This is a genomic window from Burkholderia sp. S171 (assembly GCF_009766085.1).
In the GTDB taxonomy this organism is placed as follows: Bacteria; Pseudomonadota; Gammaproteobacteria; order Burkholderiales; family Burkholderiaceae; genus Caballeronia.
The window spans coordinates 673,103-698,290 of sequence record NZ_LMUF01000030.1; the positions used below are offsets into that span (position 1 = coordinate 673,103).

Genomic DNA, 25,188 nt, shown 5'->3' on the forward strand with positions numbered 1-25,188 from the left:
CGCCAGCACTGCACGCAATAAAAGTACGGAGGCTCAAATGAGTGTGGCTGACATTAGGAAGAGCGTCGATCAGAAGATGCAAAAGTCGATCGATGCGTTCAAGAACGATCTCGCAAAGATCCGTACGGGCCGTGCCCACACGGGCTTGCTGGACCATATCCAGGTGGATTACTACGGCTCGAGCGTGCCCATTTCGCAAGTCGCGAACATGACGCTGGTCGACGCTCGTACGATCGGCGTGCAGGTGTGGGAAAAGAAGATGGTGCCGGTGGTGGAAAAGGCGATCCGTGATTCGGATCTCGGCCTGAACCCGTCGAACCAGGGCGATCAGATCCGCGTGCCAATGCCCGCGCTGACCGAAGAACGCCGCCGCGAACTGACGAAGGTCGTCAAGAGCGAAGGCGAAAACGCCAAGATTGCCGTGCGCAATCTGCGTCGCGACGCCAACGAGCAGTTGAAGAGGCTCGTGAAGGACAAGGAAATCTCCGAGGACGACGAACGTCGTGCAAGCGATGACGTCCAGAAGCTCACCGATAAAAACGTCGCCGAAATCGACAAGCTGGTTGTGTCGAAAGAAGCCGAAATCATGACGGTTTGAGGCCGTTTCCGGTCTCTTGCGTCGTGCCGGCGCGTCACTCTGTCGATACTTAGATTCAGCGGCCATGACCTATACCAGCTCTACCGTTCGCGTGCCCGATGTCGCGGCTGTCCCGCGCCATATCGCGATCATCATGGACGGCAACGGCCGTTGGGCAACGCAGCGGCGCCTGCCGCGCGTGGCCGGCCATACGCGCGGCGTGGACGCCGTGCGGGCAACGGTCGAAAGCTGTGCGCGCCAGGGCGTCGAATTCGTGACGCTGTTCGCTTTCAGTTCCGAAAACTGGCGTCGTCCAAACGACGAAGTCTCGTTCCTCATGCGCCTGTTCGTGACGGCGCTGGAGCGCGAAGTCGGCAAGCTGCACGCCAACGGCATCCGTTTGCGGGTGGTCGGCGACACCTCCATGTTCGACGACCGCATCCGTGCGCTGATCCAGCGCGCGGAAACCAAGACGGCGCGCAATACACGCCTGACTCTGACCATCGCGGCGAATTATGGCGGCCGCTGGGACGTCATGCAGGCGGCGAAAAAGCTGGCCGAGCAGTCGGTTCAGGAAGGCCGCGTCGTTCCGGTCGACGAAGCTTCGTTCGAGCAGCACCTCGCCATGGCCTATGCGCCGGAGCCGGACCTGTTCATCCGGACGGGCGGGGAGCAGCGCATCAGCAATTTCCTGCTGTGGCAGATGGCGTACACCGAACTCTATTTCACCGATACCTACTGGCCCGATTTCGACGCCGAAGCACTGGCTCGCGCGATCGAATCGTATGCTGAGCGCGAACGCCGCTTCGGGCGGACCAGCGCGCAACTCGAACCGCAATCGCAGAAGGCCGACACCCTTTCATGCTAAAGACCCGTGTCATCACGGCAATCGTCCTGCTGGCAGTGCTGCTGCCAATCACGTTTTTCGCGCCGGTGGGCGTTTTTGCGGCATTAATTGCCGTTGTGGTTATCTTCGCTGCCTGGGAATGGGCGCGGCTGCTCAAGCTTACCGGCAGGTCGCCGGTGGTGTACGCGGTGATTGCCGGCATGGCGCTGATCGCCAGCACGCGGCTCGGGCTGGGTTACAAACCGCTGTATCAGATGGCAGCCATATTCTGGGTGCTGGCAGGCCCGTTCGCGCTCGTGCGCAAGCCGGCGCTTGCCGACGGCGCGTGGCGCGTGTTCCTGCTGTTTGCCGGCATTGTGACGTTCGTGGCCTGCTGGCACGCGCTGGTTGCAGCCCGTACGGTGGGGGTGGCGTTTGTGATATCGCTTCTCCTAGTCGTATGGCTGGCCGACATTGGCGCATACTTCGCCGGAAAAGCGTTCGGTCGTCACAAACTTGCGCCGTCCATCAGCCCCGGTAAAACCCGCGAAGGCGCGTTGGGTGGCTGGCTGGCAGTGATGATCGTAGGCTCGGCGGGCGCGGCTACGCTGGTTTTCGCGCCAACATTGTTTTCGGCGCTGGTGCAGCACCTCGGCTGGGCTGGCGCGCTCCTTTCGTTAACGGTGCTGACCGTATTCAGCGTAATTGGCGACCTTTTCGAGTCTCTGCTGAAACGCCAGGCCGGCGTCAAGGATTCGAGCGGATTGCTGCCCGGGCACGGTGGCGTCCTTGACCGGATCGACGCATTGTTGCCTGTATTGCCGATCGCACTCCTGTTGCTCGGTCCTGTTGCCCAGTCAATCGGCTAATCGGCTAAAGAAGGATTTATGCAAAAACGTCTGACTCTGCTCGGATCCACGGGCTCGATCGGCGAAAGCACGCTCGACGTCGTGGCGCGGCACCCGGATCGCTTCACGGTCTACGCGCTGACCGCGCATCGCAACGGCGACAAGCTCGTCGACCAATGTGTGCGGTTCCAGCCGGAAGTAGCGGTGGTCGGTGACGCCGATACGGCCGCGAAGGTCGCCGCCGCGTTGCGCGCCCAGGGCTGCAAGACCGAGGTCAGCTACGGCCCGCAAGCGCTTGTGGACGTCTCGGAGAGCGCGTCCTGCGACACCGTGGTCGCCGCTATTGTTGGCGCTGCGGGCCTGGCGCCCACGCTGGCGGCCGCGCGCGCGGGCAAGCGCATCCTGCTGGCCAACAAGGAAGCGCTGGTCATGTCGGGCAAGATTTTCATCGACGCGGTGCACGACAACGACGCAATCCTGCTGCCGGTCGATAGCGAGCACAACGCGGTGTTCCAGTGCATGCCGCGTGAAGTAGCGCTGCACGGCGGGGTATCGAAGATCATTTTGACGGCATCCGGCGGACCGTTCCGCACCCGCGAGCCGTCGACGCTGCGCCACGTCACGCCCGATGAAGCCTGCAAGCATCCGAACTGGGCAATGGGCCGCAAGATTTCCGTCGATTCCGCCACGATGATGAACAAGGGTCTCGAAGTGATCGAGGCGCATTGGCTCTTCAACGTGCCGGGCTCGCGCATTGAAGTACTGATTCATCCGCAAAGCGTGATCCATTCGCTTGTGTCCTACGCGGACGGTTCCGTCCTTGCGCAACTCGGCAATCCCGACATGCGCACGCCGATCGCCTATGCACTGGCGTTCCCGGAACGTGTGGATTCAGGCGTCGCGCAACTTGATCTTGCACAAATTGCATCGCTCACCTTCGAGAAGCCCGACCTGAAACGTTTCCCTTGCCTGGCGCTCGCGCTGAAGGCGCTGGAAGCCGGCGGCACCGCAAGCGCGGCGCTCAACGCGGCCAACGAGGTCGCGGTGGAGGCGTTCCTTGCTCGCCGTATCGGCTTCATGGCGATCGGCGAAGTGGTCGAGCGCGTGCTGAACGCGTTGCCGAACGGCAGTGCATCCACACTCGATGAAGTGCTCGCCGCCGACGCCGAAGCGCGTCGCCTCGCAGGCGAGTTTGCCGCTTTGTTGACCGCCGACGCGCCGCACTCCGAACGCGTCCTGCACTGAGGTCGCCATGAACTTCCTGATTGAAATCGTTGCGTTCGTGGTGGCTATCGGCGTGCTGGTCGTCGTCCACGAATTCGGCCATTACAGCGTCGCGCGGCTGTGCGGCGTTAAGGTCCTGCGATTTTCAGTCGGATTCGGCAAGCCGCTCGTGAAATGGGTCAGCAAGCGCACCGGAACCGAGTGGACGATCTCCGCGCTGCCGCTCGGCGGCTACGTGAAGATGCTCGACGAACGCGAGGCGGAAGCGAGCATTCCTGAAGCCGATTTGCCGCGCGCGTTCAACCGTCAACCGGTGTTCAAGCGGATCGCGATTGTTTTAGCGGGTCCGGTGGCGAACTTCATTCTCGCCATTTTGCTGTTCGCCGGCGTGTTCGCGGGTGGTGTCTCTGAGCCGGCTGCGATTCTCGCGGCGCCGGCGCCCAACACTGTTGCCGCCAAGGCGGGCTTCGAGGGCGGCGAGACGATCGTTTCAATGCGCGATGTGCAGGGCAGCAGCGACGCGAGTGGCGAGACGCACACGGTGCGCTCGTGGTCCGATCTGCGCTGGAAACTGCTCGACGCGTCGTTTGATCATCGCCGCGTGGTGCTGACGGCCAAGACGAACAACGGTACGTTCGATTTCCCGGTGAGCGTGGGCAAGATCGACGATCAGGACGTCGACCAGGATTTCATGGATAAACTCGGCTTCGAGCCGGGTGGCGGCACGCTGGCGGTAGCCGGTGTAGAAGCGGGCAGCGCGGCGGCAAAAGCGGGCTTGCAGGCCGGCGACGTGCTGCGCGCTATCGACGGCAAAAAGATCGATAACGCGATGGGTTTTATCGATTACGTGCAGCATCGTCCGGGTACGCCAGTCTCGCTGACAGTCGAACGCGACGGCGTGCAGCGCGCGGTGCAGATCGTGCCGGAGCTCAAGCAGGACGCTGCCACGCATCGCGATGTCGGCCGGATCGGCGCGTCGCTCGCGACCCGGATTCCGGCAGTCGACGTGCGTTACGGTCCGGTCGAAAGCCTGCAGTTGGGCGTCAAGCGGACCTATGACATCAGCATTTATTCGCTGCGCATGTTCGGACGGATGATCACGGGCGAAGCGTCGCTGAAAAATCTTTCGGGGCCGGTGACGATCGCAGACTACGCCGGCAAGAGCGCGCGGCTTGGATTGTCGGCGTTTCTTTCATTCCTCGCGCTCGTGAGTATCAGTCTCGGCGTCTTGAACTTGTTACCGATTCCGGTTCTGGACGGTGGGCATCTGTTATATTATTTGGTTGAAGCCGCAACCGGCAAGGCCGTGTCAGATCGCTGGCAGCTGGTTTTGCAGCGGGCGGGTCTTGTTTGCATCGTCGCCTTGTCGATGATTGCGCTCTTTAATGACCTTGCCCGCCTGATCCGCTTTTGATCTGGCTTGGCCGTAACCTTGATCCTTTTTCATCCTGTCTGGCGGCGCTTGAACGAACGCCGTCGGGCTTGATGCAGCTATACACACTGGGGAAGCACGTTGTTCAAACCTCATCGCTTTGTTCCTAAGTCGGCTGTGGCCGCAGCATTGGCCGCAACCGGAATGGCGGCGCACGCGACAACGCCGTTTGTCGTGCAGGACATCCGGATTGACGGCCTTCAGCGCATTGAACCCGGTTCGGTATTCGCCTACTTGCCTATCAAGCAGGGCGACACGTTCACCGACGACAAAGCCTCCGAGGCAATTCGCGCGCTTTATGCAACGGGCTTCTTCAACGACGTCCAGATCGCCACACAGGGCAACGTGGTGGTGGTGCAGGTGCAGGAGCGTCCGGCCATTTCGCAAATCGACTTCTCCGGGATCCACGAGTTCGAAAAGGACAACCTGGCGAAGGCGTTGCGTGCGGTAGGCTTGTCGCAGGGGCGCTCGTATGACAAGGCGCTCGTCGACAAAGCCGAGCAGGAACTCAAGCGTCAGTACCTGACGCGCGGGTTCTACGCGGCCGAAGTCACGACTACCGTGACGCCGGTCGACCGCAACCGCGTGCAGATCCTGTTCTCGGTGGCGGAAGGTCCGAGCGCGAAGATCCGTCAGATCAACTTCATCGGCAATAAAGCGATCAGCACGAGCACGCTGCGCGACGAAATGCAGTTGTCCACGCCGAACTGGTTCTCGTGGTACACGAAGAACGACCTGTACGCGAAGGACAAGCTCACGGGCGACCTTGAAAATGTCCGCTCGTACTACCTGAATCGCGGTTACCTCGAGTTCAACATCGACTCGACGCAGGTGTCCATCTCGCCCGACAAGAAGGACATGTACCTGACGGTCGCGCTGCACGAAGGCGAACCGTACAAGATCAGCGCGATCAAGCTCTCGGGCAATCTGCTCGACCGCCAGGCCGAGTTGACGAAGCTCATCAAGATCAAACCAGGTGACCGTTTCTCGGCCGAAAAGCTGCAGGCGACCACGAAGGCGATCGTCGACAAGCTCGGTGAATATGGTTACGCGTTTGCGCAGGTCAACGCACAGCCGCAGATCAATCAAGCCGATCACACCGTCGACCTGACGCTGAATGTGGATCCGAGCCGCCGTGTGTACGTGCGCCGGGTGAACATCATCGGCAATACGCGTACTCGTGACGAAGTGGTGCGCCGCGAAATGCGTCAGCTCGAAAGCTCGTGGTTCGATTCGAGCCGGCTGGCGTTGTCGAAGGATCGCGTGAACCGTCTTGGCTACTTTACCGATGTCGACGTGACCACGATTCCGGTCGAAGGCACGAACGACCAGGTGGACGTGGACGTGAAGGTCGCGGAAAAGCCGACCGGCGCAATTACGCTTGGCGCGGGTTTCTCGTCGACGGACAAGGTGGTTCTGTCGGCTGGCGTGTCGCAGGACAACGTGTTCGGTTCAGGTACCAGCCTCTCGGTCAATATCAACACGGCCAAGACGTACCGGACATTGACGGTGACGCAAGTCGATCCGTACTTCACCATCGACGGTATCAAGCGCATTACCGACCTGTACTACCGCACGTATCAGCCGCTCTATTACTCGACCGATTCCAGCTTCAAGATCGTTACCATTGGTGGTGACCTGAAGTTCGGTATTCCGTTCTCGGAGCAGGACACGGTGTACTTCGGCGCGGGCCTTGAGCAGAACACGCTCGATATCGATTCCGCTACGCCGCAAAGCTATATCGACTACGTGAAGGAATTTGGTCGCGTAGTGAACAACGTGCCGGTGACGGTTGGCTGGTCGCGTGACAATCGCGACAGCGCCTTGGTCCCGAGCCGCGGTTATTACACGCAGACGAACGCGGAATACGGCACGCCGGCGGGTAACACGACGTACGTCAAGGTTGACGCCCAGGCGCAGTATTACTACTCGTTCGCGCGCGGCTTCGTGCTCGGCCTGAACTTGCAAGGCGGCTACGGTAAGGGCCTGCAAGGCCAGACATACCCGATTTTCAAGAACTACTATGCCGGCGGTATCGGCTCGGTTCGCGGTTATGAACCGAGCTCGCTGGGTCCGCGTGACTCGACCACGGGCGACCCGATCGGCGGTTCGCGTATGGCGGTGGGTAACATCGAGTTGACGTTCCCGTTGCCGGGTACGGGTTATGACCGCACGCTGCGCGTCTTCACCTTCCTCGACGGCGGTAACGTCTGGGGCGATCCGGGTCAGGGCGGCACAAGCACGGGTGCGAACGGCCTGCGGTATGGTTACGGTTTCGGCCTTGCCTGGATCTCGCCAATCGGCCCGCTCAAGTTGAGCTTGGGTTTCCCGGTGACGAAGCATACCGGCGACCAGTATCAGAAGTTCCAGTTCCAGATCGGTACGGCGTTCTAAGTCCCGATCAGGATGTGTCGGCGGCCCGGTTTTCCGCTTTTATCGCGGAACCGGGCCGCCTGACGCAGTGGCTTGGCTGAGTGATCTGATTCAGTGACCTGACCGAGCGACATCAGTCAGTGGTGTAAATAAGTAACGTGAGGAAGACTTTGCGAACCGGTAAGCTTTCGAAACATGTAGCGTTGGCGCTTGTTATGTCGGTGACGCTCGGCCTGATGGGTGCCGCCAAGGCAGAGGCGCAGGAGACCCGGATTGCAGCCGTCAACTCCGATCGCATCTTGCGTGAGTCCGCGGCGGCCAAGGCGGCGCAGACGAAGCTCGAACAAGAGTTTTCGAAGCGAGACAAGGCGTTGCAGGACATGGCAGCGCGCCTGAAGACCATGTCGGACGCAATGGACAAGAACGGCGCCACGATGGCGCCTGCCGACCGAGCCGCCAAGCAACGCGATTTGTCGCAGCTCGACCAGGACTTCCAGCGCAAACAACGCGAATTTCGTGAAGACTTGAACCAGCGCCGCAACGAAGAGCTTGCTGCAGTGCTGGACAAGGCTAACAAGGTCATCAAGCAGATTGCCGAAGCGCAGCATTACGACCTGATCGTGCAGGAAGCGGTGTACGTCAGTCCGCGCATCGATATCACCGATCAGGTGCTGAAGGCGCTGGCCGCGAATCAAGCGAGCCTCTCGGCCAATCCAGCTAGCAGTTCGAACTGATCGGGAGCGGTACCGCATGGCATCAGACAGCGCGATCACGCTTGGTGAACTGACACAGCGCTTTGGCGGCGACATAGCAGGCGATGCAGCGCATCGCGTGAACGGCCTCGCGCCGCTCGACAAAGCCGGCCCCTCACAACTCGCGTTTCTCGCGAACCAGAAATATCTGTCGCAAGTGGAAAGCACGCAAGCTGGTGCGGTGTTGATTTCACCCGCGGACCTGGAAAAAGTGACGTCGCCGGAAGGGCGTAACTTTATCGTCACGGCGAATCCTTACGCTTATTTTGCGCGTGTGGCGCAGGTTTTCATCGACCTCGCGACGCCGCCGGTCGAACCCGGCGTGCATCCCACGGCGTTTATTCATCCCGGCGCGAAGGTGGCGGCCAGTGCTGTGATCGGACCGCATGTGAGCGTGGAAGCGGGCGCGGAGATTGGCGAGCGCGTGAAGCTGGATGCGGGCGTGACGATCGGCCGGGGCGTAAAGCTGGCTGACGACGTTCATCTGTATCCCAACGTGACCGTCTATCATGGCTGTAAGCTCGGCGCGCGCGTGATCGTGCATGCCGGCGCGGTGATCGGTGCGGACGGTTTTGGTTTTGCGCCGGATTTTGCCGGCGACGGCGATGCGCGCACCGGCAGCTGGGTCAAGATCCCGCAAGTCGGCGCGGTGGTCGTGGCGCAGGACGTGGAGATCGGCGCGAACACCACGATCGACCGGGGCGCAATGGCCGATACGGTGATCGAGGAAGGCGTCAAGATCGATAATCAAGTCCAGATCGGGCATAACTGCCGGATTGGTGCGTACACGGTGATTGCAGGCTGCGCGGGCATTGCGGGCAGCACGAACATCGGGCGGCACTGCATGATTGGCGGCGCGGTGGGCATTGCGGGCCACGTGACGCTGGCGGACTACGTGATTGTCACGGCGCAGTCCGGCGTGTCGAAGTCGCTGCTGAAGCCGGGCATGTACACCAGTGCGTTCCCCGCCGTGAACCACGCCGACTGGAACAAAAGCGCTGCCATTGTGCGTAATCTGGACAAAATGCGCGAACGCATCAAGACGCTTGAAGCGGCTGCAGCCGCGGGCACTAACCCGGATAACACTGCGGACAACATCCCGGACAGCACTTCTGGCAAGCATTAAGACGGTAAAAACCGGCATCCCACGTGAAATCGCTTGTTAGCTTCCTGGCAAGCGGTTTCGCAGTCAACACCCGCGCTGTGAAGCGCGCGAGCAGAACGACTATGAGCACCGAAAAAATCAATTTAGACATCCACAAGATTCTCACGTTGCTGCCGCATCGGTATCCGATCCTGCTCGTCGATCGTGTACTCGAACTCACGCCGCATCAGAGCATCAAAGCGCTGAAGAACGTGTCGATCAACGAGCCGTATTTTCAGGGTCACTTCCCGACACGGCCCGTGATGCCCGGCGTGCTGATTCTCGAAGCGCTTGCGCAGGCAGCCGCGCTGCTGACGTTCGCCGAGGAAAAGGAACCGCACGACCCGGAAACGACTCTGTATTACTTCGTGGGCATCGACAAAGCGCGCTTCAAGCGCGTGGTCGAACCCGGCGACCAGCTGATCCTGAACGTGAACTTCGAGCGCTACATGCGCGGCATCTGGAAGTTCAGCGCCCGTGCCGAAGTAGACGGTGCAATTGCAGCCGAAGCCGAGTTGATGTGCACCGTGAAAAACACGGCCGCCGACACGAAGTGATGCCCGCCGTGCCCTAGCAGCGCGGCAAACCCAGCAACAGGACACCAAGCGAGGGCGCATGAGCAAGATTCACCCTACCGCGATCATCGAGCCGGGCGCGCAGCTCGACGAATCCGTCGAAGTCGGTCCGTACGCGATCGTCGGCCAGCACGTGCAAATTGGCGCGCGCACGACTATCGGTTCGCATAGCGTAATTGAAGGCCATACGGTCCTCGGCAGCGACAACCGCATCGGCCACTACGCATCGGTCGGCGGCCGGCCGCAGGACATGAAGTACAAGGACGAGCCCACGCGGCTCGTGATCGGCGACCGCAATACCATCCGCGAATTCACCACGATTCACACCGGCACGGTGCAGGATACGGGCGTGACCACCATCGGCGACGACAACTGGATCATGGCGTACGTGCACGTGGGCCATGACTGCCAGCTTGGCAGCAATATTGTCATGTCGAGCAACGCGCAATTGGCGGGGCACGTGATTATTGGCGACCATGCCATTGTCGGCGGCATGTCGGGCGTGCATCAGTTCGTGCGTATCGGCGCGCATTCCATGCTGGGCGGCGCGTCAGCGCTTGTGCAGGACATTCCGCCGTTCGTGATCGCCGCCGGTAACAAGGCTGAACCGCACGGTATCAATGTGGAAGGGCTGCGTCGGCGCGGTTTTTCGGCTGAGGCTATTTCGGCGCTGCGTTCGGCGTATCGCGTGTTGTACAAGAGCGGCGCGACGCTCGAAGAAGCGAAGGTGCAATTGCGCGAACTCGCTTCCGCAGGCGGCGATGGCGACGCACCCGTGACGGCGCTGGCCGATTTTATCGACGCTTCGCAGCGCGGCATCATCCGTTGACCGAGCGCCCAATGACGCTGGCTCCCGCCCCTCTGCGGGTTGCGATGGTGGCGGGCGAGCCCTCGGGCGATCTGCTCGCGGCTTCGCTGCTTGAGGGCCTGAACGAGCGTTTGCCAGCCGGCACGCGGTTCAATGGCATTGGTGGTCCACGCATGACGGCTGCCGGTTTCGATGCCCACTGGCCGATGGACAAGCTCACCGTGCGCGGGTACGTCGAAGCGCTGAAACATATTCCCGAGATCCTGGGCATTCGCAACGAACTCAAGCGGCAATTGCTGGGGGAGCCGCCGTCGGTGTTTATTGGCGTGGATGCGCCCGATTTCAATTTTGGTCTCGAACACGCGTTGCGCGACGCCGGTATTCCGACGGTGCATTTCGTGTGTCCGTCGATCTGGGCGTGGCGCGGGGGACGGATCAAGAAGATCGTCAAAGCCGTCGATCACATGCTGTGCGTGTTCCCGTTCGAACCGGCGCTGATGGAGAAGGCGGGTATTGCGTCCACGTACGTGGGCCATCCGCTCGCCGATGAAATCCCGCTCGTGCCTGACGTTGAGGGCGCGCGCCGAGAATTGGGGTTGCCGGAAGGCGGTCCGATCATCGCGGTGTTGCCGGGCAGCCGGCGTTCGGAGATCGCGCTGATCGGCCCGACCTTTTTCGACGCGATGGAATTGATGCAGCTGCGCGAACCCGGTGTGCGTTTCGTGATGCCGGCAGCAACTGCTGCGTTGCGCGAATTGTTGCAGCCCCTGGTCGACGCGCATCCGAATCTGTCGCTGACGATTACTGAAGGCAAGGCGCAGATCGCGATGACCGCCGCCGACGCCATCCTGGTCAAGAGCGGCACGGTGACGCTGGAAGCGGCGTTGCTTAAAAAGCCAATGGTGATCTCGTACAAGGTGCCTTGGCTGACGGGACAGATCATGCAGCGGCAGGGTTATTTGCCGTATGTCGGCTTGCCGAATATTCTGGCCGGGCGGTTTGTCGTGCCGGAAATTCTCCAGCATTTCGCTACGCCCGAAGCGCTGGCCGACGCCACGCTGAAACAGTTGAACGACGAAGCGAACCGCGCCACACTGACGGAAATCTTCACGGAAATGCATCACGCGCTGCGTCAGAACACGGCGCAACGTGCTGCGGAGGCCGTGGCGCAGGTGCTGGAAACGAGGAGGCCGCGGTAATGGCGAAGATCGTCGTGAGAGGCGTGGTACGGCGCGCGGGGCGGCAAGCGCTGCAGCCTGCGTTCGACTTTGATGTCGATACGCCGTCCGACGTCATTTGCGGCGTGGATGAAGCCGGCCGTGGTCCGCTGGCGGGTCCGGTGGTGGCGGCGGCGGTGATCTTCGATCCATCGAAACCCAGGATTCGCGGACTTGACGACTCGAAGGTGCTGAGCGCCAAGAAACGCGAAGAGTTGTACGAGAAGATCATCGACCGTGCGCTGGCCTACTGCGTGGCTTCGGCAACGGTCGATGAAATCGACACAATCAACATTCTCCACGCCACCATGCTCGCGATGAAGCGCGCGGTGGAGGGGCTGTCGGTTACGCCGACGGTGGCGAAGATCGACGGTAACCGGTGTCCCCAGTTGCCGATGCGTTCGGTGGCTGTGATTGGCGGCGACGCATTGATTGCACAAATTTCGGCGGCTTCAATTCTGGCCAAAGTCACGCGCGACCGGATGCTGCTGCAATTGCACGAAGTTCATCCCGTTTATGGTTTCGATGCTCACGCTGGTTACGGCACGCCGCAGCACTTGAGGGCGTTGCTTGAGCATGGGCCTTGCGAGCATCATCGGCGTTCGTTTGCGCCTGTTCGTGAGGCGCATGTGCGCTGGGGCACGGCGTTGCCGGTCGTGGCAGCTGGGGTGCTGGAAGCGGCTGCTGCGGAGCAGGGCATCGACGCTCCTCCGTTCTGAATTTTTCCCAAGTGAAACCAATTACCTCGCGGGACAACCCGCTTTACAAGTGCTTAAAGGCGCTGGCTGGATCGACTGCGCAGCAGCGACGCAGCGGTCACGCTTTGCTCGAAGGGCTCCATCTTGCCAGCGCATATCTTGATGCGGCCGGACAGCCCGAGACGTGTGTCGTAACCGAGGGTGCGCTTCAACACGAAGAAGCGCGGCAGATCGTCGGGCGGCTTGATCCCGCGCATGTTTATACGTTACCTGATGCTTTGTTCGGACAGCTATCGAGTGTCGTGCATGGTGTGGGGATGGTATTGCTGGTCGAGAAGCTTGAGCCATTGTTGCCTGAACGTATCGACGGGACGTGTTTGATTCTCGATGGCATTCAGGATGCCGGCAATGTCGGATCTATTTTGCGAAGTGCGGCAGCGGCTGGCGTTCGGCGCGTGTTTTGCGCGCCTGGGACGGTGTATGCGTGGTCATCGAAGGTGTTGCGGGCGGGTATGGGCGCACATTTCCTGCTTGGCATTTACGAAGATGTTGAACCAGCAGAATTGTTGTCCCGGCTTGACCCCGAGGTGCGCGTGACGATCACTGATTCGCACGGCGCGGAGGCGATCTACGATGCCGATTTGTCGGGCCCTGTGGCCTGGGTCATGGGCAATGAGGGCGCGGGCGTTTCGCCGTTCTGGCGTGACCACGCGACGCTTCGGGTGACGATTCCGCAGCCGGGGGGCATGGAGTCGTTGAATGTGGCGGCTGCTGCTGCGATTTGCATCTTCGAACAGTGCCGGCAGTCCCGCACGCGCTAGGGGCGGTAGCGTGAGCTTGTCCGCGGATAGCGCGGGGTGTCCCTCGGGCAGATCAGTCACTGGTGGCGAAGCGTGTCAGAACCTGTGTTCGGAGAAGGAGGGTTTCAAACATCGGTGGTTCTGGCGAGCACCGTGCTTTTGGGGCACCCAAGTATTGAAACTGCACGCTGTGGACACTTAGGGTAGCGTGTTTTGAAAGCGTTTTCTTTGCTTCGTTTCTTTGCCGCTTTGGGCAAAGAAATGACGTGCCGCCACGCACAGTGGCTAACAGTGATAAAGAGAACAGCCAACTCGAGCAGACCACTAAGGCCGAAAGCAGCACCCCGGCAAGACCCCCGACCGCCGCCCCCCAGAGCCCAGCCCCCCCAAAAAACCCGTCCACCGGCGCGAGCAAAACCTAGTAATACGAAGGCCGCTCCAACCGAATCTCCTGAAGGATAGTCGTCGCGATTTCCTCAATCGACTTATGCGTCGACGATAACCACTTGACCCCTTCGCGCTTCATCATTGCCTCGGCTTCATTGATCTCATAGCGGCAATTCTCCGGCGCCGCATACTTGCTCCCTGGCCGCCGCTCGTTGCGAATCTCTGCCAGCCGCTGCGGATCGATCGACAAGCCGAACATCTTGTCCCGATACGGCATCAACGGCGTAGGCAACCGCCCACGCTCAAAATCCTCGGGAATCAACGGATAATTCGCGGCTTTAACACCGTACTGCATCGCCAGATAAAGTGACGTCGGCGTCTTGCCGCTGCGCGATACACCGACCAAAATCACATCGGCATCGGACAGATTGCGATTCGACTGGCCGTCGTCGTGCGCCAGCGAAAAATTGATCGCCTCGATCCGGTTCTTGTACTCCTCCGTATCGGCGTTCTGGTGAACCCGGCCCATCGCGTGCGTCGACTTGATGTCGAGTTCCAGTTCCAGCGGCTCGATAAACGTCTGGAACATGTTCAGCACCAGCGCATTGGAGCGCCGCACAATCTCGTTCGACGCGCTGTCTACCAGCGTGGTGAACACAATCGGCCGACGGCCGTCGAGCGACACTGCCTCGTTGATCTTCGCGATGGTCGCATGCGCCTTCTCGGTCGAATCGACAAACGGCACGCGCACGAGCCGGAATTTCTGGTCGAACTGGGACAGGATCGAATGCGCGAATGTCTCGGCAGTGATCCCGGTGCCATCGGAAACGATGAATACGGTAGGCGGCATCGGCGTTGAAGGTCGTGAAATTACGTGAAATGAATTGAAGGTGATTATGGTCGAATAATGGGGCGATCAGTCGACTAAACGGATTGACGGAAAAGGCCCGAGTATCAGCCCCCATTGACGTCGCGAGGGGCACGCCGTCAGGCTGACAACGCCAAACTAAGCATCCACTAAAACACCCGATGTGCGCCGCCACACCATCCGCGTGTGAAGGGTCTCATTACGCAGCGCTTTTATGCCCCGCGATGAAACATTTCCCGGAGTTAGCACGGTAGAATAGCGGCAACCTGTTCGATAAGCAATTGCGGACGATTAATCATCGATTCACGGAAGTTACCGCCCATTCGTGCGTTTTCGAAACAAAACGTAGATTTTATGAGCAGTTTTAACCGATATCGATGTGTTTCGAAGTCGTGTTTTTCAGCATCGCAACGTGGTTTTGGATGGGCTCACGTTCCGGTAAATACACAACACGTCACGCCCCCACCGGCGCGTGGATCGAAACATGCGGCATGTGCTTATCAAACAGGTTATGCAGGTTGCGGTACGCGCCCCTTATAAGCGCCGCCGCTTCGAGCCCACTTGCATGATCGTGAATTCCATCCACCTTAGGGGCTTACATGACTAACGAAGCTAACGTTGCAAAGGACCAAGCGTATGTAGTGCCATTCGAGCAGTTGCGAATGACTGACGTCGACATTGTCGGCGGCAAGAATGCGTCGCTCGGCGAGATGATCAGCCAGCTCGCCGAAGCCGGCGTGCAAGTGCCTACCGGTTTTGCGACCACGGCACAGGCATTTCGCGACTTCCTGCATCACAATAACCTGACCGATCGCATCGCCAAGCGTCTCGAACTTTTCGACGTAGACGACGTAAAAGCCTTGGCCGAAGCCGGCAAGGAGATCCGTCAATGGATCGTCGACGCGCCGATGCAACCGCGCCTCGAAGAATTGATCCGTAAAGGCTTCGACACGCTGCAAAACGGCTCGCCGGAAGAGCTGTCGTTCGCCGTGCGCTCTTCGGCGACCGCTGAAGACTTGCCGGATGCATCGTTCGCGGGTCAACAGGAAAGCTATCTGAATGTGGTCGGCATCGACGAAGTGCTTGACCGCATGAAGCACGTGTTCGCGTCGCTGTATAACGATCGCGCGATTTCGTATCGCGTGCACAAGGGCTTTACGCACGCTGAAGTCGCGTTGTCGGCCGGCGTGCAGCGCATGGTCCGCTCGGACGTGGGCGCAGCCGGTGTGATGTTCACGCTCGATACCGAGTCAGGCTTCAAGGACGCCGTGTTCATCACGTCGAGCTATGGCCTGGGCGAAACGGTCGTGCAGGGCGCCGTGAACCCGGACGAGTTCTACGTCTTCAAGACCACGCTCGAACAAGGCAAGTACCCGATCATCCGCCGTTCAATTGGCTCGAAGCTCATCAAGATGGAATTCACGAACCCTGGCGAAGCTGGCCGCGTGAAGACCGTCGACGTGACGCACGAGCAACGTAACCGTTTCTCCATCACCGACGAAGACGTGATCCAGCTCGCGAAGTACGCGGTGATCATCGAAAAGCATTATCAGCGTCCGATGGATATCGAGTGGGGCAAGGACGGCCGCGACGGCAAGATCTTCATCCTCCAGGCACGTCCTGAAACGGTGAAGAGCCAGGCTGCGGGCAAGGCCGAAATGCGCTTCAAGCTGAAGGGCCAGTCAAACGTGCTGGCCACGGGCCGCGCGATCGGCCAGAAGATTGGCGCAGGACCGGTGCGCGTGATTCACGATCCGTCAGAGATGGATCGCGTTCAGCCCGGCGACGTGCTGGTGGCCGACATGACCGACCCGAACTGGGAGCCGGTGATGAAGCGTGCATCAGCGATCGTGACCAATCGTGGCGGACGCACCTGCCACGCGGCCATCATCGCGCGTGAACTGGGCGTGCCGGCGGTCGTGGGTTGCGGCGATGCCACCGACCTACTGAAAGAAGGCCAGTTGGTGACGGTGTCGTGCGCTGAAGGCGACGAAGGCAAGATCTACGACGGCCTGCTCGAAACCGAAGTGACTGAAGTCGAGCGCGGCGAATTGCCCGAGATTCCGGTCAAGATCATGATGAACGTGGGCAACCCGCAACTTGCGTTCGACTTCTCGCATCTGCCGAATGCAGGCGTGGGCCTGGCGCGGCTTGAGTTCATCATCAACAACAATATCGGCGTCCATCCGCGGGCGATTCTTGAGTATCCGAACATTGATGCGGATCTGAAGAAGGCCGTGGAAAGCGTCGCGCGTGGTCATGCATCGCCGCGAGCGTTCTATGTCGACAAGCTGACGGAAGGTATCGCGACGATTGCGGCGGCGTTCTATCCGAAGCCGGTGATCGTGCGCTTGTCCGACTTCAAGTCGAACGAGTACAAGAAGCTGATTGGCGGTTCGCGTTACGAGCCGGACGAAGAAAACCCCATGCTCGGCTTCCGTGGCGCATCGCGTTATATCTCGGAAGACTTCGCTGAAGCCTTCCATATGGAATGCATCGCGTTGAAGAAAGTGCGCGAGGAAATGGGCCTCGACAACGTCGAGATCATGGTGCCGTTCGTGCGTACCTTGAAGCAAGCCGAGAAAGTGGTTGGCCTGCTCGAGAAGTTCGGTCTCAAGCGCGGCGTGAACGGCCTGCGGCTGATCATGATGTGCGAGATTCCGTCGAACGCGATTCTGGCCGAGGAGTTTCTGGAATTCTTCGACGGCTTCTCGATCGGATCGAACGACCTGACGCAGCTCACGCTGGGTCTTGACCGCGATTCGGGCATGGAGTTGCTTGCTGTCGACTTTGACGAGCGTGATCCGGCTGTGCAATTCATGCTGAAACGCGCTATCGAAACCTGTTTGCGGCTGAACAAGTACGTCGGCATTTGCGGTCAGGGTCCTTCGGATCATCCGGACCTGGCTGAATGGCTTGCGAAGGAAGGCATCGCGTCGATGTCGCTCAATCCGGACACGATCATCGACACATGGAAGACGCTGGCAAAGGCGTTGAACAAGTAAGCGCAACAGGTAGGCGCAATCAGTAAAACATGCGGCTGCATCGAAAGGGTATCAAGCTTTCAAAACAGTAAGCGTGCTATAACACCCCGGACGTTCCGGGGTGTTTTTGTTTGGAGGAAAGGCATGGCTGCTAACGGACTTTTCTGGTGGATCGGCGCCGGGGTGCTCGTGTTGCTCGAGCTGATGTCCGGTACGTTTTATCTGTTGATGGTGGCGATTGGTTTTATCGCGGGCGGGATCGCACATTTGTTTGGAGCCGGACTGGAGATCGAACTGCTGGTGGCGGCCTTGGTCGCGATGATCGCCGTCACTGTATTGCGTCGATCGAAGTTGGGGCACGTGACCCGGCGCGATGCATCGCATGATCCGGGCGTGAACCTGGATATTGGCGAAACGCTGAAGGTGAACGAGTGGCATGAGGGCCGCGCTCGGGCGTTGTATCGCGGGGCGGAATGGGACATTGAACTGGCGCCCGGAGAGACCGAAGGCGCGCCTATGTACAGGATCACGGCGTTTTCCGGCAATACGCTGGTGGTGTCGGCAAAACGCTGAGAGGGTGGACCGGGGTTTGAGCTTTCCTAAGCAAGACACGCATAACAAGGAGTAGAGATGGACGTGACTATCATCGGGGCAATTTTGTTGATTATCGTCATCGCGATTGCCGCGCAGACGATCAAGATCGTGCCGCAGCAACACGCATGGGTGCTGGAGCGGCTCGGGCGCTATCACGCGACCCTCACGCCGGGGCTGACCATCGTCGTGCCGTTCGTCGACCGCGTGGCGTACAAACACGTGCTGAAGGAAATTCCGCTCGAAGTGCCAAGCCAGGTCTGTATCACGCGTGACAACACGCAGTTGCAGGTGGACGGCGTGCTGTATTTTCAGGTCACCGACGCCATGAAGGCGTCGTATGGATCCAGCAACTTCATCTACGCCATCACGCAGTTGTCGCAGACCACGCTGCGTTCGGTGATCGGCAAGCTCGAACTCGACAAGACCTTCGAAGAACGCGACTACATCAACCACAGCATTGTGACGTCGCTCGATCAGGCTGCGGCGAACTGGGGCGTTAAGGTGCTGCGCTACGAAATCAAGGATTTGACGCCGCCGAAGGAAATCCTGCACGCGATGCAGGCGCAAATTACGGCCGAGCGTGAGAAGCGGGCGGTGATTGCTGCGTCCGAAGGTCGCAAGCAGGAGCAGATCAATATTGCGTGGGGCGCGCGTGAGGCGGCCATCCACAAGTCCGAAGGTGAGCGTCAGGCGCAGATCAATCAGGCCGAAGGCGAGGCGTCGGCCATTCTGGCGGTGGCCGTGGCGAATGCTCAGGCAATTGAGAAGATCGGTGCGGCCATACAAACAGCCGGCGGCATGGAAGCGGTGAACCTGAAGGTTGCCGAGCAATATGTCACCGCGTTCGGGAATATCGCGAAGCAGGGCAATACGCTGATCGTCCCGGGGAATTTGTCGGAGATGAGTTCGATGATCGCGTCGGCGCTGAGCATCATCAAGGGTGATGGAACGAGTGGCAGCGTGATTCGTAAGAGCTGAAGCTAGGCGTTAGCCAGCTGAATCAAAAAGGGCGTCGACTATATGGTCGACGCCCTTTTTTTGCGTTGTATATGCTCACTATCATGCAGGTGCTCAATGCTTGGCACCGCGCATGATTTGCGCCTTTTCGCGTTCCCAGTCGCGCTTTTTCTCGGTTTCGCGTTTGTCGTGCAGCTTCTTGCCCTTCGCAAGACCGATCTCGCATTTCACGCGGCCACCTTTGTAGTGGAAGTTCAGCGGGACAAGCGTATGACCCTTCTGCTCGACCTTGCTGATGAGCTTCGAGATTTCTTCGCTGTGCAGCAGCAGCTTGCGCGTGCGGACCGGATCCGGATGGATGTGGGTCGATGCTTCCGGCAACGGGCTGATGTGTGCGCCGATCAGGAACAATTCGCCGTCACGAATGATGACGTAGCCTTCCTTGATCTGGCCGCGGCCGGCCCGGAGCGCCTTGACTTCCCACCCTTCCAGCACGAGCCCGGCCTCGTAGCGATCTTCGATGAAGTAATCGAAGAAGGCTTTTCTGTTGTCGATGATGCTCATGAATGAAAAGTGCCTAACTCGTTTAAAATCCTGATTTTAGCAGCGCGGGCGAGGTAAAGCCCGCAAAGCTTCCCACTCTTGCCACGCGTTGCGCCCTTTATGGCAGATGTCCAGAAAACTGTATTGATCCGTCACTCTGCAGAGCAGATGTTCGACCTCGTCACCGATGTCGCCGATTACCCGAATTTTTTGCCATGGTGTGGAGGCGTGGAAGTAGGCCGCCACGACGAACACAGCATGGAAGCGAAGATCCACATCAATTTCAAGGGCATCAAGCAGCATTTCGCTACTCGTAACGTGCATACGCGGCCGACTACCATCGATATGGAGTTCATGGACGGCCCTTTCAAGAAGTTCACCGGTTACTGGCGGTTCACGCCGTTGCGGGCCGACGCCTGCAAGATCGAATTCGCGTTGCATTACGAGTTTTCGAACATCATTCTCGAGAAGATCATCGGGCCGGTGTTCAGTCATATCGCGCACACGTTCGTGGATTCGTTCGTGAAGCGCGCTGATCAGCGGTATGGGAAATGATGACGCTTGCCGTTGAGGTTTGTTATGCATTGCCCGAAGGGAAGAGTGCGGTATGTGCGCTTTCCTTAGGCGAGGGCGTGACGCTGCGGGAGGCTATCGAGGCGAGTGGATTGCTCACACAGTTTCCCGAGATCGATCTGAACGTACAGAAAGTGGGCGTTTTTGGAAAAATCCAGGCGCTGGACGCAGTGCTCGCTGATCACGACCGGGTGGAGATTTATCGGCCGCTGAAGGTTGATCCGAAAGTGGCGCGGCAAAGGCGGGTTGAGAAAACCCGGCGCGGCGGGTCCATTGAAGGGCGGCGCTGGACACGTAAGGAAGCGCGATAAAAGCGATTCATCTGGATTCCGGCATCCTTGCCGGTATCCGCAAAACCGAACTTATATCGAACGCAAATCGAGCGAAAAACCGAAACGGCGGGGGAAATCGCCCACCCGGCCGAGGCCCGTAAATTGCGCCGGAAAAACGGAAACGCCACCTAACCTGCTGTTCGGGCAGTGAAAATCCGGGGAACTATCGGTATAATTCGGTTTTGCGCCCATAGGATTTGCCATGCGTCTGATCCAGAAAGCACTCACGTTCGATGACGTGCTCCTCGTGCCCGCGTTTTCCAACGTTCTCCCGCGCGACACCAGCCTGAAAACCCAGGTTACCCGCAAGATCTCCCTGAATATGCCCCTGTTGTCCGCCGCCATGGACACAGTCACCGAAGGCCGGCTCGCTATTGCGATGGCGCAGCTCGGCGGCGTCGGCATCATTCACAAGAACCTTACCGCAGCCGAACAGGCCCGAGAAGTCGCGAAAGTAAAGCGCTTCGAATCGGGCGTGGTGCGCGATCCGATTACCGTTCCGCCGCAAATGAAAGTGCGCGACGTGATCGCTCTCACGCAACAGCACGGCATTTCCGGCTTTCCGGTGGTGGAAGGTCCGCAACTGATCGGTATCGTCACGAACCGGGACCTGCGCTTTGAAGAGCGGCTCGACGACGAAGTGCGCAAGATCATGACGCCGCGTGAACGTCTCGTGACCGTCAAGGAAGGCACGCCGCTTGCCGAAGCCAAGGCGCTGATGCACAGCCATCGGCTGGAACGCGTGTTGGTCGTCAACGACGCGTTCGAATTGCGCGGCCTCATGACGGTCAAGGACATCACCAAGCAAACCGAACACCCGGACGCCTGCAAGGACGAACACGGCAAGCTGCGCGCTGGTGCTGCGGTCGGTGTCGGTCCGGAGAATGAAGAGCGCGTCGAGCTGCTGTCGGCGGCGGGCGTGGACATCATCGTCGTGGATACGGCGCACGGTCACAGCCAGGGCGTGCTCGAGCGCGTGCGCTGGGTGAAGCAGAACTATCCGCATATTGAAGTGATCGGCGGGAATATCGCCACGGCTGCAGCTGCCAAGGCGCTCGTGGAATACGGCGCCGATGGCGTGAAGGTCGGTATCGGCCCGGGTTCGATCTGCACGACGCGGATCGTGGCGGGCGTCGGCGTACCGCAAATTACCGCAGTGGCTAACGTGTCGGACGCCCTGCGCGGCTCGGGCGTGCCGGTGATCTCGGACGGCGGCGTGCGTTTTTCCGGCGATGTCAGCAAGGCGCTTGCAGCAGGCGCGGACGCCGTGATGATGGGCAGCATGCTTGCCGGCACGGAAGAATCTCCCGGCGACGTGTTCCTGTTCCAGGGCCGCCAGTTCAAGGCGTATCGAGGCATGGGTTCGGTTGGCGCGATGAAGGACGGTGCAGCGGACCGGTATTTCCAGGACAACTCGGCGAATATCGACAAGCTTGTGCCTGAAGGCATTGAAGGGCAGGTGGCTTACAAGGGTTCGGTCAACGCCATCCTGTTCCAGGTGGTCGGCGGCGTACGGGCGAGCATGGGGTATTGCGGTTGCCGCAATATTGCCGAAATGCACGACAAGGCCGAATTTGTCCAGATCACGGGTGCCGGCATGCGCGAGTCGCACGTGCACGACGTGCAGATCACGAAGGAAGCGCCCAACTACCACGTGGACTGACCATGAAACCGCTGCTGCGCGCTGTTCTTGTCATCAATGCACTGATTTTTCTGGCCTTTGGCGTGCTGTTCCTGCTTACGCCATGGACAGCGTTGTGGGCATCGATGCATCTCGTGACCGTGCAGCCGCCGTTTATCGGACAGGTGTTCGGGATCGCGCTGATCGGCATTGCGTGGTTGGCGGTTCATGCCGCTATCGATGGTGCGCTGACCGCGACCGCCGCGAAGGTGTCGGGACATGTGGAATGGTTGTCGGGCCTGGTGATGATGGTCTGGCTGCTCGGACTGCATACACCCGAGTTGACGGGGTTTGGGCAAGTGGTCGCGGCGTTGGTGGGTGTAGCCATGCTGGTGCTGGGGCTGGGTAGTGTGAGGCTGTCAGGCGCGGTGCGGCGGCGTGAGCGCGCCGCTCTGGCCGGGGCTGCTGCAGCTGAGCGCGCCGAGAAACGTGCGGCGAAGACCAAGGCGGAAGAGCGCGTGGAGCGTGTAACTCCGCCGCCGAGGCCTTTGTCGTCCGATCCTGTTGCTCCGGCGAATCCGCGCTGGGATAGTGAGATGGTTGAGCCAGTCGTGGGGGAGGCTATTCCACGGCCCCTTGCGCCGGCGCCATCGGCGACTACGTTTGATCCTGCTACCGGGCATGTCATCGATCCGGCCACCGGCCGCTCGCTGGATCCCGCCACCGGCCGCGCGTTCGATCCCGTCAGCGGTCACAAGATCGATCCTGAAACCGGTCGCGCGATCGACCCGGTCACCGGTCGTACGGTGGACCCGGTTACCGGTCAGTTTATCGATCCGGTTCGCCGCGATCCGCGCTGAAGGTTGGCGCGCGCAGGTCTTTGCGGCCTGCGCTGGGTTGGTCGAACGCTATCGAGGAACGAAGCGTTTCGTAGTATCGATGAATCTGTCTTGCTGCGGTCGGCACCAAGCGCCGGCCGTTGAACTTTCTGCGTGACGCTATGCGCGGGACCTTGTTCCTGCTGCTTGCGTTATCGTTTTTGCCAACTATTTCTGTCTACTTGCCTTCCCGGCCGCTGCCATGCACGACAAGATCCTGATTCTCGATTTCGGCTCCCAAGTCACCCAATTGATCGCACGACGCATTCGCGAATCACATGTGTATTCGGAGATCCATCCGTACGACGTTGACGAAGCGTTTATCCGCGAATTTGCGCCGAAGGGCATCATTTTGTCGGGCGGCCCGAACTCGGTCGCCGAACTCGGTTCGCCGCGTGCACCGCACGTTGTCTTCGATCTCGGCGTGCCGGTGCTTGGCATTTGCTACGGCATGCAGACGATGGCCGAGCAGCTCGGCGGCAAGGTCGAACTCGGCAATGTCCGTGAATTCGGTTATGCCGAAGTGCGCGCGCATAACCACACGAGCTTCCTGAACGGCATTGAAGACTTCCACACGGCCGAAGGTCACGGCATGCTGAAAGTGTGGATGAGCCACGGCGACAAGGTGTCGGACATGCCGGTCGGATTCAAGCTGATGGCATCGACGCCGTCTTGCCCGATCGCCGCGATGGCCGACGACGAGCGCCACTTCTACGGCCTCCAGTGGCATCCGGAAGTCACGCACACCGTGCAGGGACGCGCGATGCTCGACCGCTTCGTGCTCGAATTGTGCGGCGCGCGGCCGGACTGGGAGATGGGGCATTACATCGATGAAGCGGTGGAGAAGATCCGCGCGCAAGTCGGCGACGAGCACGTGATTCTCGGGTTGTCGGGCGGCGTGGATTCGTCGGTGGCGGCGGCGCTTTTGCATCGCGCGATTGGGGCGCAATTGACGTGCGTTTTTGTCGACCATGGGTTGCTGCGGTTGAATGAAGCCGAGCAGGTCATGACGACGTTCGCCGATCACCTTGGCGTGAAGGTGATTCATGTTGATGCCAGCGAAGTGTTTTTATCGAAGCTTGCCGGGGTGACGGATCCTGAAGCGAAGCGGAAGATCATTGGCGCTGAGTTTGTTGAAGTGTTCCAGACGGAAGCCAACAAGCTGGCGGACGCAAAGTGGCTCGCGCAAGGGACGATTTATCCGGATGTGATCGAGTCGGCAGGCAAGGGCAAGAAGGGCCACACGATCAAGAGCCATCACAACGTGGGTGGTTTGCCCGAGACGCTGAATTTGAAGTTGCTTGAGCCGTTGCGCGAATTGTTCAAGGACGAAGTGCGGGAGTTGGGCGTGAAGCTGGGACTGCCGCCAGCGATGGTTTATCGGCATCCGTTCCCAGGTCCGGGTTTGGGTGTGCGGATCTTGGGCGAGGTGAAGAAGGAGTTCGCTGAACTGCTGCGTCACGCGGATGCGATTTTTATCGAAACGTTGAGGAATACGTTCGATAAGGAATCGGGTAAGTCGTGGTATGAGCTCACGAGCCAGGCTTTTGCGGTGTTTTTGCCGGTGAAAAGCGTGGGTGTAATGGGCGATGGGCGGACTTATGAGTATGTGGTTGCTTTGAGAGCCGTGCAGACGCTCGATTTCATGACCGCGCAGTGGGCTCATCTGCCGCATGAGCTTTTAGGGCACGTTTCGAACCGGATCATTAATGAGGTTCGCGGGATTAATCGCGTTGTTTATGATATTTCGGGGAAGCCGCCGGCTACGATTGAGTGGGAGTGATTGAAGGTCTGGCATTAGCTGGCATCCAGTAGCTGAAAATCAAATCAAGCCCGTGTAATAGCGGGCTTTTTTTGTTTACGTCTGTAGCGCGCGATTCCCACTGTCGTGTCGAGTCAACTTTCGCGCGCATGGGAACGAATGCGTGGCACGCGGTCTGCATTCGTTTCGAACCCTGCCCATGCCGCCGATAGTGCCTTCGTTGCCCTGACCCGGCAGATTCTGTATGGTGAATCAACAGATGCAGCGCCCCGCGTGCATGACACCACGGATACCGAATGACTCCTGAAGCAGACTCTCGCGTCGAGGGATTAACCGCGCCATTGCGGACCGATGTCCTGATCGTCGGCGCGGGGCCGGTCGGCCTCTTTGCCGCATTTGAGGCGGGCGTGGTCGG

The 25,188-nt window shown here is 59.7% G+C and carries 23 protein-coding genes; 21 read left to right on the forward strand and 2 right to left on the reverse strand.

The window, feature by feature from the left end:
• The first annotated feature begins 37 nt into the window (after nucleotides 1-37).
• The 13 genes from frr to GSQ93_RS16915 all read left to right on the forward strand — a co-directional run bounded on the left by frr (nucleotide 38) and on the right by GSQ93_RS16915 (nucleotide 13,295).
• Nucleotides 38-598 carry a ribosome recycling factor gene (frr, locus tag GSQ93_RS16855; RefSeq protein WP_158936771.1) on the forward strand — a complete coding sequence of 187 codons (561 nt, stop codon included), beginning with the start codon at nucleotides 38-40 and terminating at the stop codon, nucleotides 596-598.
• A 64-nt stretch (nucleotides 599-662) separates the two neighbouring features.
• On the forward strand, nucleotides 663-1,445 hold the full coding sequence (gene uppS / locus GSQ93_RS16860) for a polyprenyl diphosphate synthase (RefSeq protein ID WP_158936772.1): 783 nt from the start codon (nucleotides 663-665) through the stop codon (nucleotides 1,443-1,445).
• On the forward strand, nucleotides 1,439-2,272 hold the full coding sequence (locus GSQ93_RS16865) for a phosphatidate cytidylyltransferase (RefSeq protein WP_158936773.1): 834 nt from the start codon (nucleotides 1,439-1,441) through the stop codon (nucleotides 2,270-2,272). The genes uppS and GSQ93_RS16865 overlap by 7 nt, the downstream gene beginning before the upstream one ends.
• Nucleotides 2,273-2,290: 18 nt before the next feature.
• Entirely contained in the window at nucleotides 2,291-3,496 is a 1,206-nt protein-coding gene (locus tag GSQ93_RS16870) for a 1-deoxy-D-xylulose-5-phosphate reductoisomerase (protein ID WP_158936774.1), read from the forward strand.
• Nucleotides 3,497-3,503: 7 nt separating this feature from the next.
• On the forward strand, nucleotides 3,504-4,889 hold the full coding sequence (gene rseP, locus GSQ93_RS16875; protein ID WP_158936775.1) for an RIP metalloprotease RseP: 1,386 nt from the start codon (nucleotides 3,504-3,506) through the stop codon (nucleotides 4,887-4,889).
• Nucleotides 4,890-4,988: 99 nt separating this feature from the next.
• On the forward strand, nucleotides 4,989-7,301 hold the full coding sequence (gene bamA / locus GSQ93_RS16880; protein ID WP_158936776.1) for an outer membrane protein assembly factor BamA: 2,313 nt from the start codon (nucleotides 4,989-4,991) through the stop codon (nucleotides 7,299-7,301).
• A 194-nt stretch (nucleotides 7,302-7,495) separates the two neighbouring features.
• Entirely contained in the window at nucleotides 7,496-8,014 is a 519-nt protein-coding gene (locus GSQ93_RS16885) for an OmpH family outer membrane protein (protein ID WP_158936777.1), read from the forward strand.
• Between the two features lie 16 nt (nucleotides 8,015-8,030).
• Complete coding sequence (lpxD, locus tag GSQ93_RS16890) at nucleotides 8,031-9,158, forward strand: UDP-3-O-(3-hydroxymyristoyl)glucosamine N-acyltransferase (RefSeq protein ID WP_158936778.1); 1,128 nt, start codon at nucleotides 8,031-8,033, stop codon at nucleotides 9,156-9,158.
• A 101-nt stretch (nucleotides 9,159-9,259) separates the two neighbouring features.
• Complete coding sequence (fabZ, locus tag GSQ93_RS16895) at nucleotides 9,260-9,733, forward strand: 3-hydroxyacyl-ACP dehydratase FabZ (protein WP_158936779.1); 474 nt, start codon at nucleotides 9,260-9,262, stop codon at nucleotides 9,731-9,733.
• 58 nt (nucleotides 9,734-9,791) lie between these two features.
• A complete protein-coding gene (gene lpxA / locus GSQ93_RS16900; protein ID WP_158936780.1) occupies nucleotides 9,792-10,580 on the forward strand; it encodes an acyl-ACP--UDP-N-acetylglucosamine O-acyltransferase in 789 nt (262 codons plus the stop codon).
• An 11-nt stretch (nucleotides 10,581-10,591) separates the two neighbouring features.
• Nucleotides 10,592-11,758, forward strand: coding sequence for a lipid-A-disaccharide synthase (gene lpxB, locus GSQ93_RS16905; protein WP_158936781.1), 1,167 nt, complete (start codon nucleotides 10,592-10,594; stop codon nucleotides 11,756-11,758).
• On the forward strand, nucleotides 11,758-12,495 hold the full coding sequence (gene rnhB, locus GSQ93_RS16910; protein WP_158936782.1) for a ribonuclease HII: 738 nt from the start codon (nucleotides 11,758-11,760) through the stop codon (nucleotides 12,493-12,495). The genes lpxB and rnhB overlap by 1 nt, the downstream gene beginning before the upstream one ends.
• 11 nt (nucleotides 12,496-12,506) lie before the next feature.
• Nucleotides 12,507-13,295, forward strand: coding sequence for an RNA methyltransferase (locus tag GSQ93_RS16915; protein ID WP_158936783.1), 789 nt, complete (start codon nucleotides 12,507-12,509; stop codon nucleotides 13,293-13,295).
• A gap of 397 nt (nucleotides 13,296-13,692) precedes the next feature.
• Here the strand turns inward: GSQ93_RS16915 and GSQ93_RS16920 are convergent, their stop codons facing one another.
• On the reverse strand, nucleotides 13,693-14,511 hold the full coding sequence (locus tag GSQ93_RS16920) for a pyruvate, water dikinase regulatory protein (RefSeq protein ID WP_158936784.1): 819 nt from the start codon (nucleotides 14,509-14,511) through the stop codon (nucleotides 13,693-13,695).
• A gap of 617 nt (nucleotides 14,512-15,128) precedes the next feature.
• Between GSQ93_RS16920 and ppsA the strand changes: the two genes are divergently transcribed.
• The 3 genes from ppsA to GSQ93_RS16935 all read left to right on the forward strand — a co-directional run bounded on the left by ppsA (nucleotide 15,129) and on the right by GSQ93_RS16935 (nucleotide 19,085).
• Nucleotides 15,129-17,534 (forward strand): phosphoenolpyruvate synthase, encoded by a 2,406-nt coding sequence (gene ppsA / locus GSQ93_RS16925; RefSeq protein ID WP_158936785.1) that lies wholly within the window; start codon nucleotides 15,129-15,131, stop codon nucleotides 17,532-17,534.
• 123 nt (nucleotides 17,535-17,657) lie between these two features.
• Nucleotides 17,658-18,086: an NfeD family protein gene (locus GSQ93_RS16930; RefSeq protein WP_158936786.1), complete on the forward strand. Its 429-nt coding sequence runs from the start codon at nucleotides 17,658-17,660 to the stop codon at nucleotides 18,084-18,086.
• A gap of 57 nt (nucleotides 18,087-18,143) precedes the next feature.
• Nucleotides 18,144-19,085, forward strand: coding sequence for an SPFH domain-containing protein (locus tag GSQ93_RS16935; protein WP_158936787.1), 942 nt, complete (start codon nucleotides 18,144-18,146; stop codon nucleotides 19,083-19,085).
• Nucleotides 19,086-19,178: 93 nt separating this feature from the next.
• On the opposite strand, the gene smpB is transcribed toward GSQ93_RS16935, so the two are convergent.
• Nucleotides 19,179-19,628 (reverse strand): SsrA-binding protein SmpB, encoded by a 450-nt coding sequence (smpB, locus tag GSQ93_RS16940; RefSeq protein ID WP_031364027.1) that lies wholly within the window; start codon nucleotides 19,626-19,628, stop codon nucleotides 19,179-19,181.
• Between the two features lie 99 nt (nucleotides 19,629-19,727).
• On the opposite strand from smpB, the gene GSQ93_RS16945 reads away from it, so the two are divergent.
• The 5 genes from GSQ93_RS16945 to guaA all read left to right on the forward strand — a co-directional run bounded on the left by GSQ93_RS16945 (nucleotide 19,728) and on the right by guaA (nucleotide 24,794).
• On the forward strand, nucleotides 19,728-20,162 hold the full coding sequence (locus GSQ93_RS16945; RefSeq protein WP_031364028.1) for a type II toxin-antitoxin system RatA family toxin: 435 nt from the start codon (nucleotides 19,728-19,730) through the stop codon (nucleotides 20,160-20,162).
• A complete protein-coding gene (locus GSQ93_RS16950; RefSeq protein WP_158936865.1) occupies nucleotides 20,162-20,491 on the forward strand; it encodes an RnfH family protein in 330 nt (109 codons plus the stop codon). Before GSQ93_RS16945 ends, GSQ93_RS16950 begins: the two co-directional genes overlap by 1 nt.
• Nucleotides 20,492-20,714: 223 nt before the next feature.
• Nucleotides 20,715-22,175, forward strand: coding sequence for an IMP dehydrogenase (gene guaB / locus GSQ93_RS16955; RefSeq protein WP_158936788.1), 1,461 nt, complete (start codon nucleotides 20,715-20,717; stop codon nucleotides 22,173-22,175).
• 2 nt (nucleotides 22,176-22,177) lie between these two features.
• Entirely contained in the window at nucleotides 22,178-22,993 is an 816-nt protein-coding gene (locus tag GSQ93_RS16960; protein WP_158936789.1) for a hypothetical protein, read from the forward strand.
• A gap of 220 nt (nucleotides 22,994-23,213) precedes the next feature.
• The gene (guaA, locus tag GSQ93_RS16965) at nucleotides 23,214-24,794 is read left to right on the forward strand and encodes a glutamine-hydrolyzing GMP synthase (RefSeq protein WP_158936790.1); all 1,581 of its coding nucleotides are present in this window, start codon (nucleotides 23,214-23,216) and stop codon (nucleotides 24,792-24,794) included.
• Nucleotides 24,795-25,188: the final 394 nt, after the last annotated feature.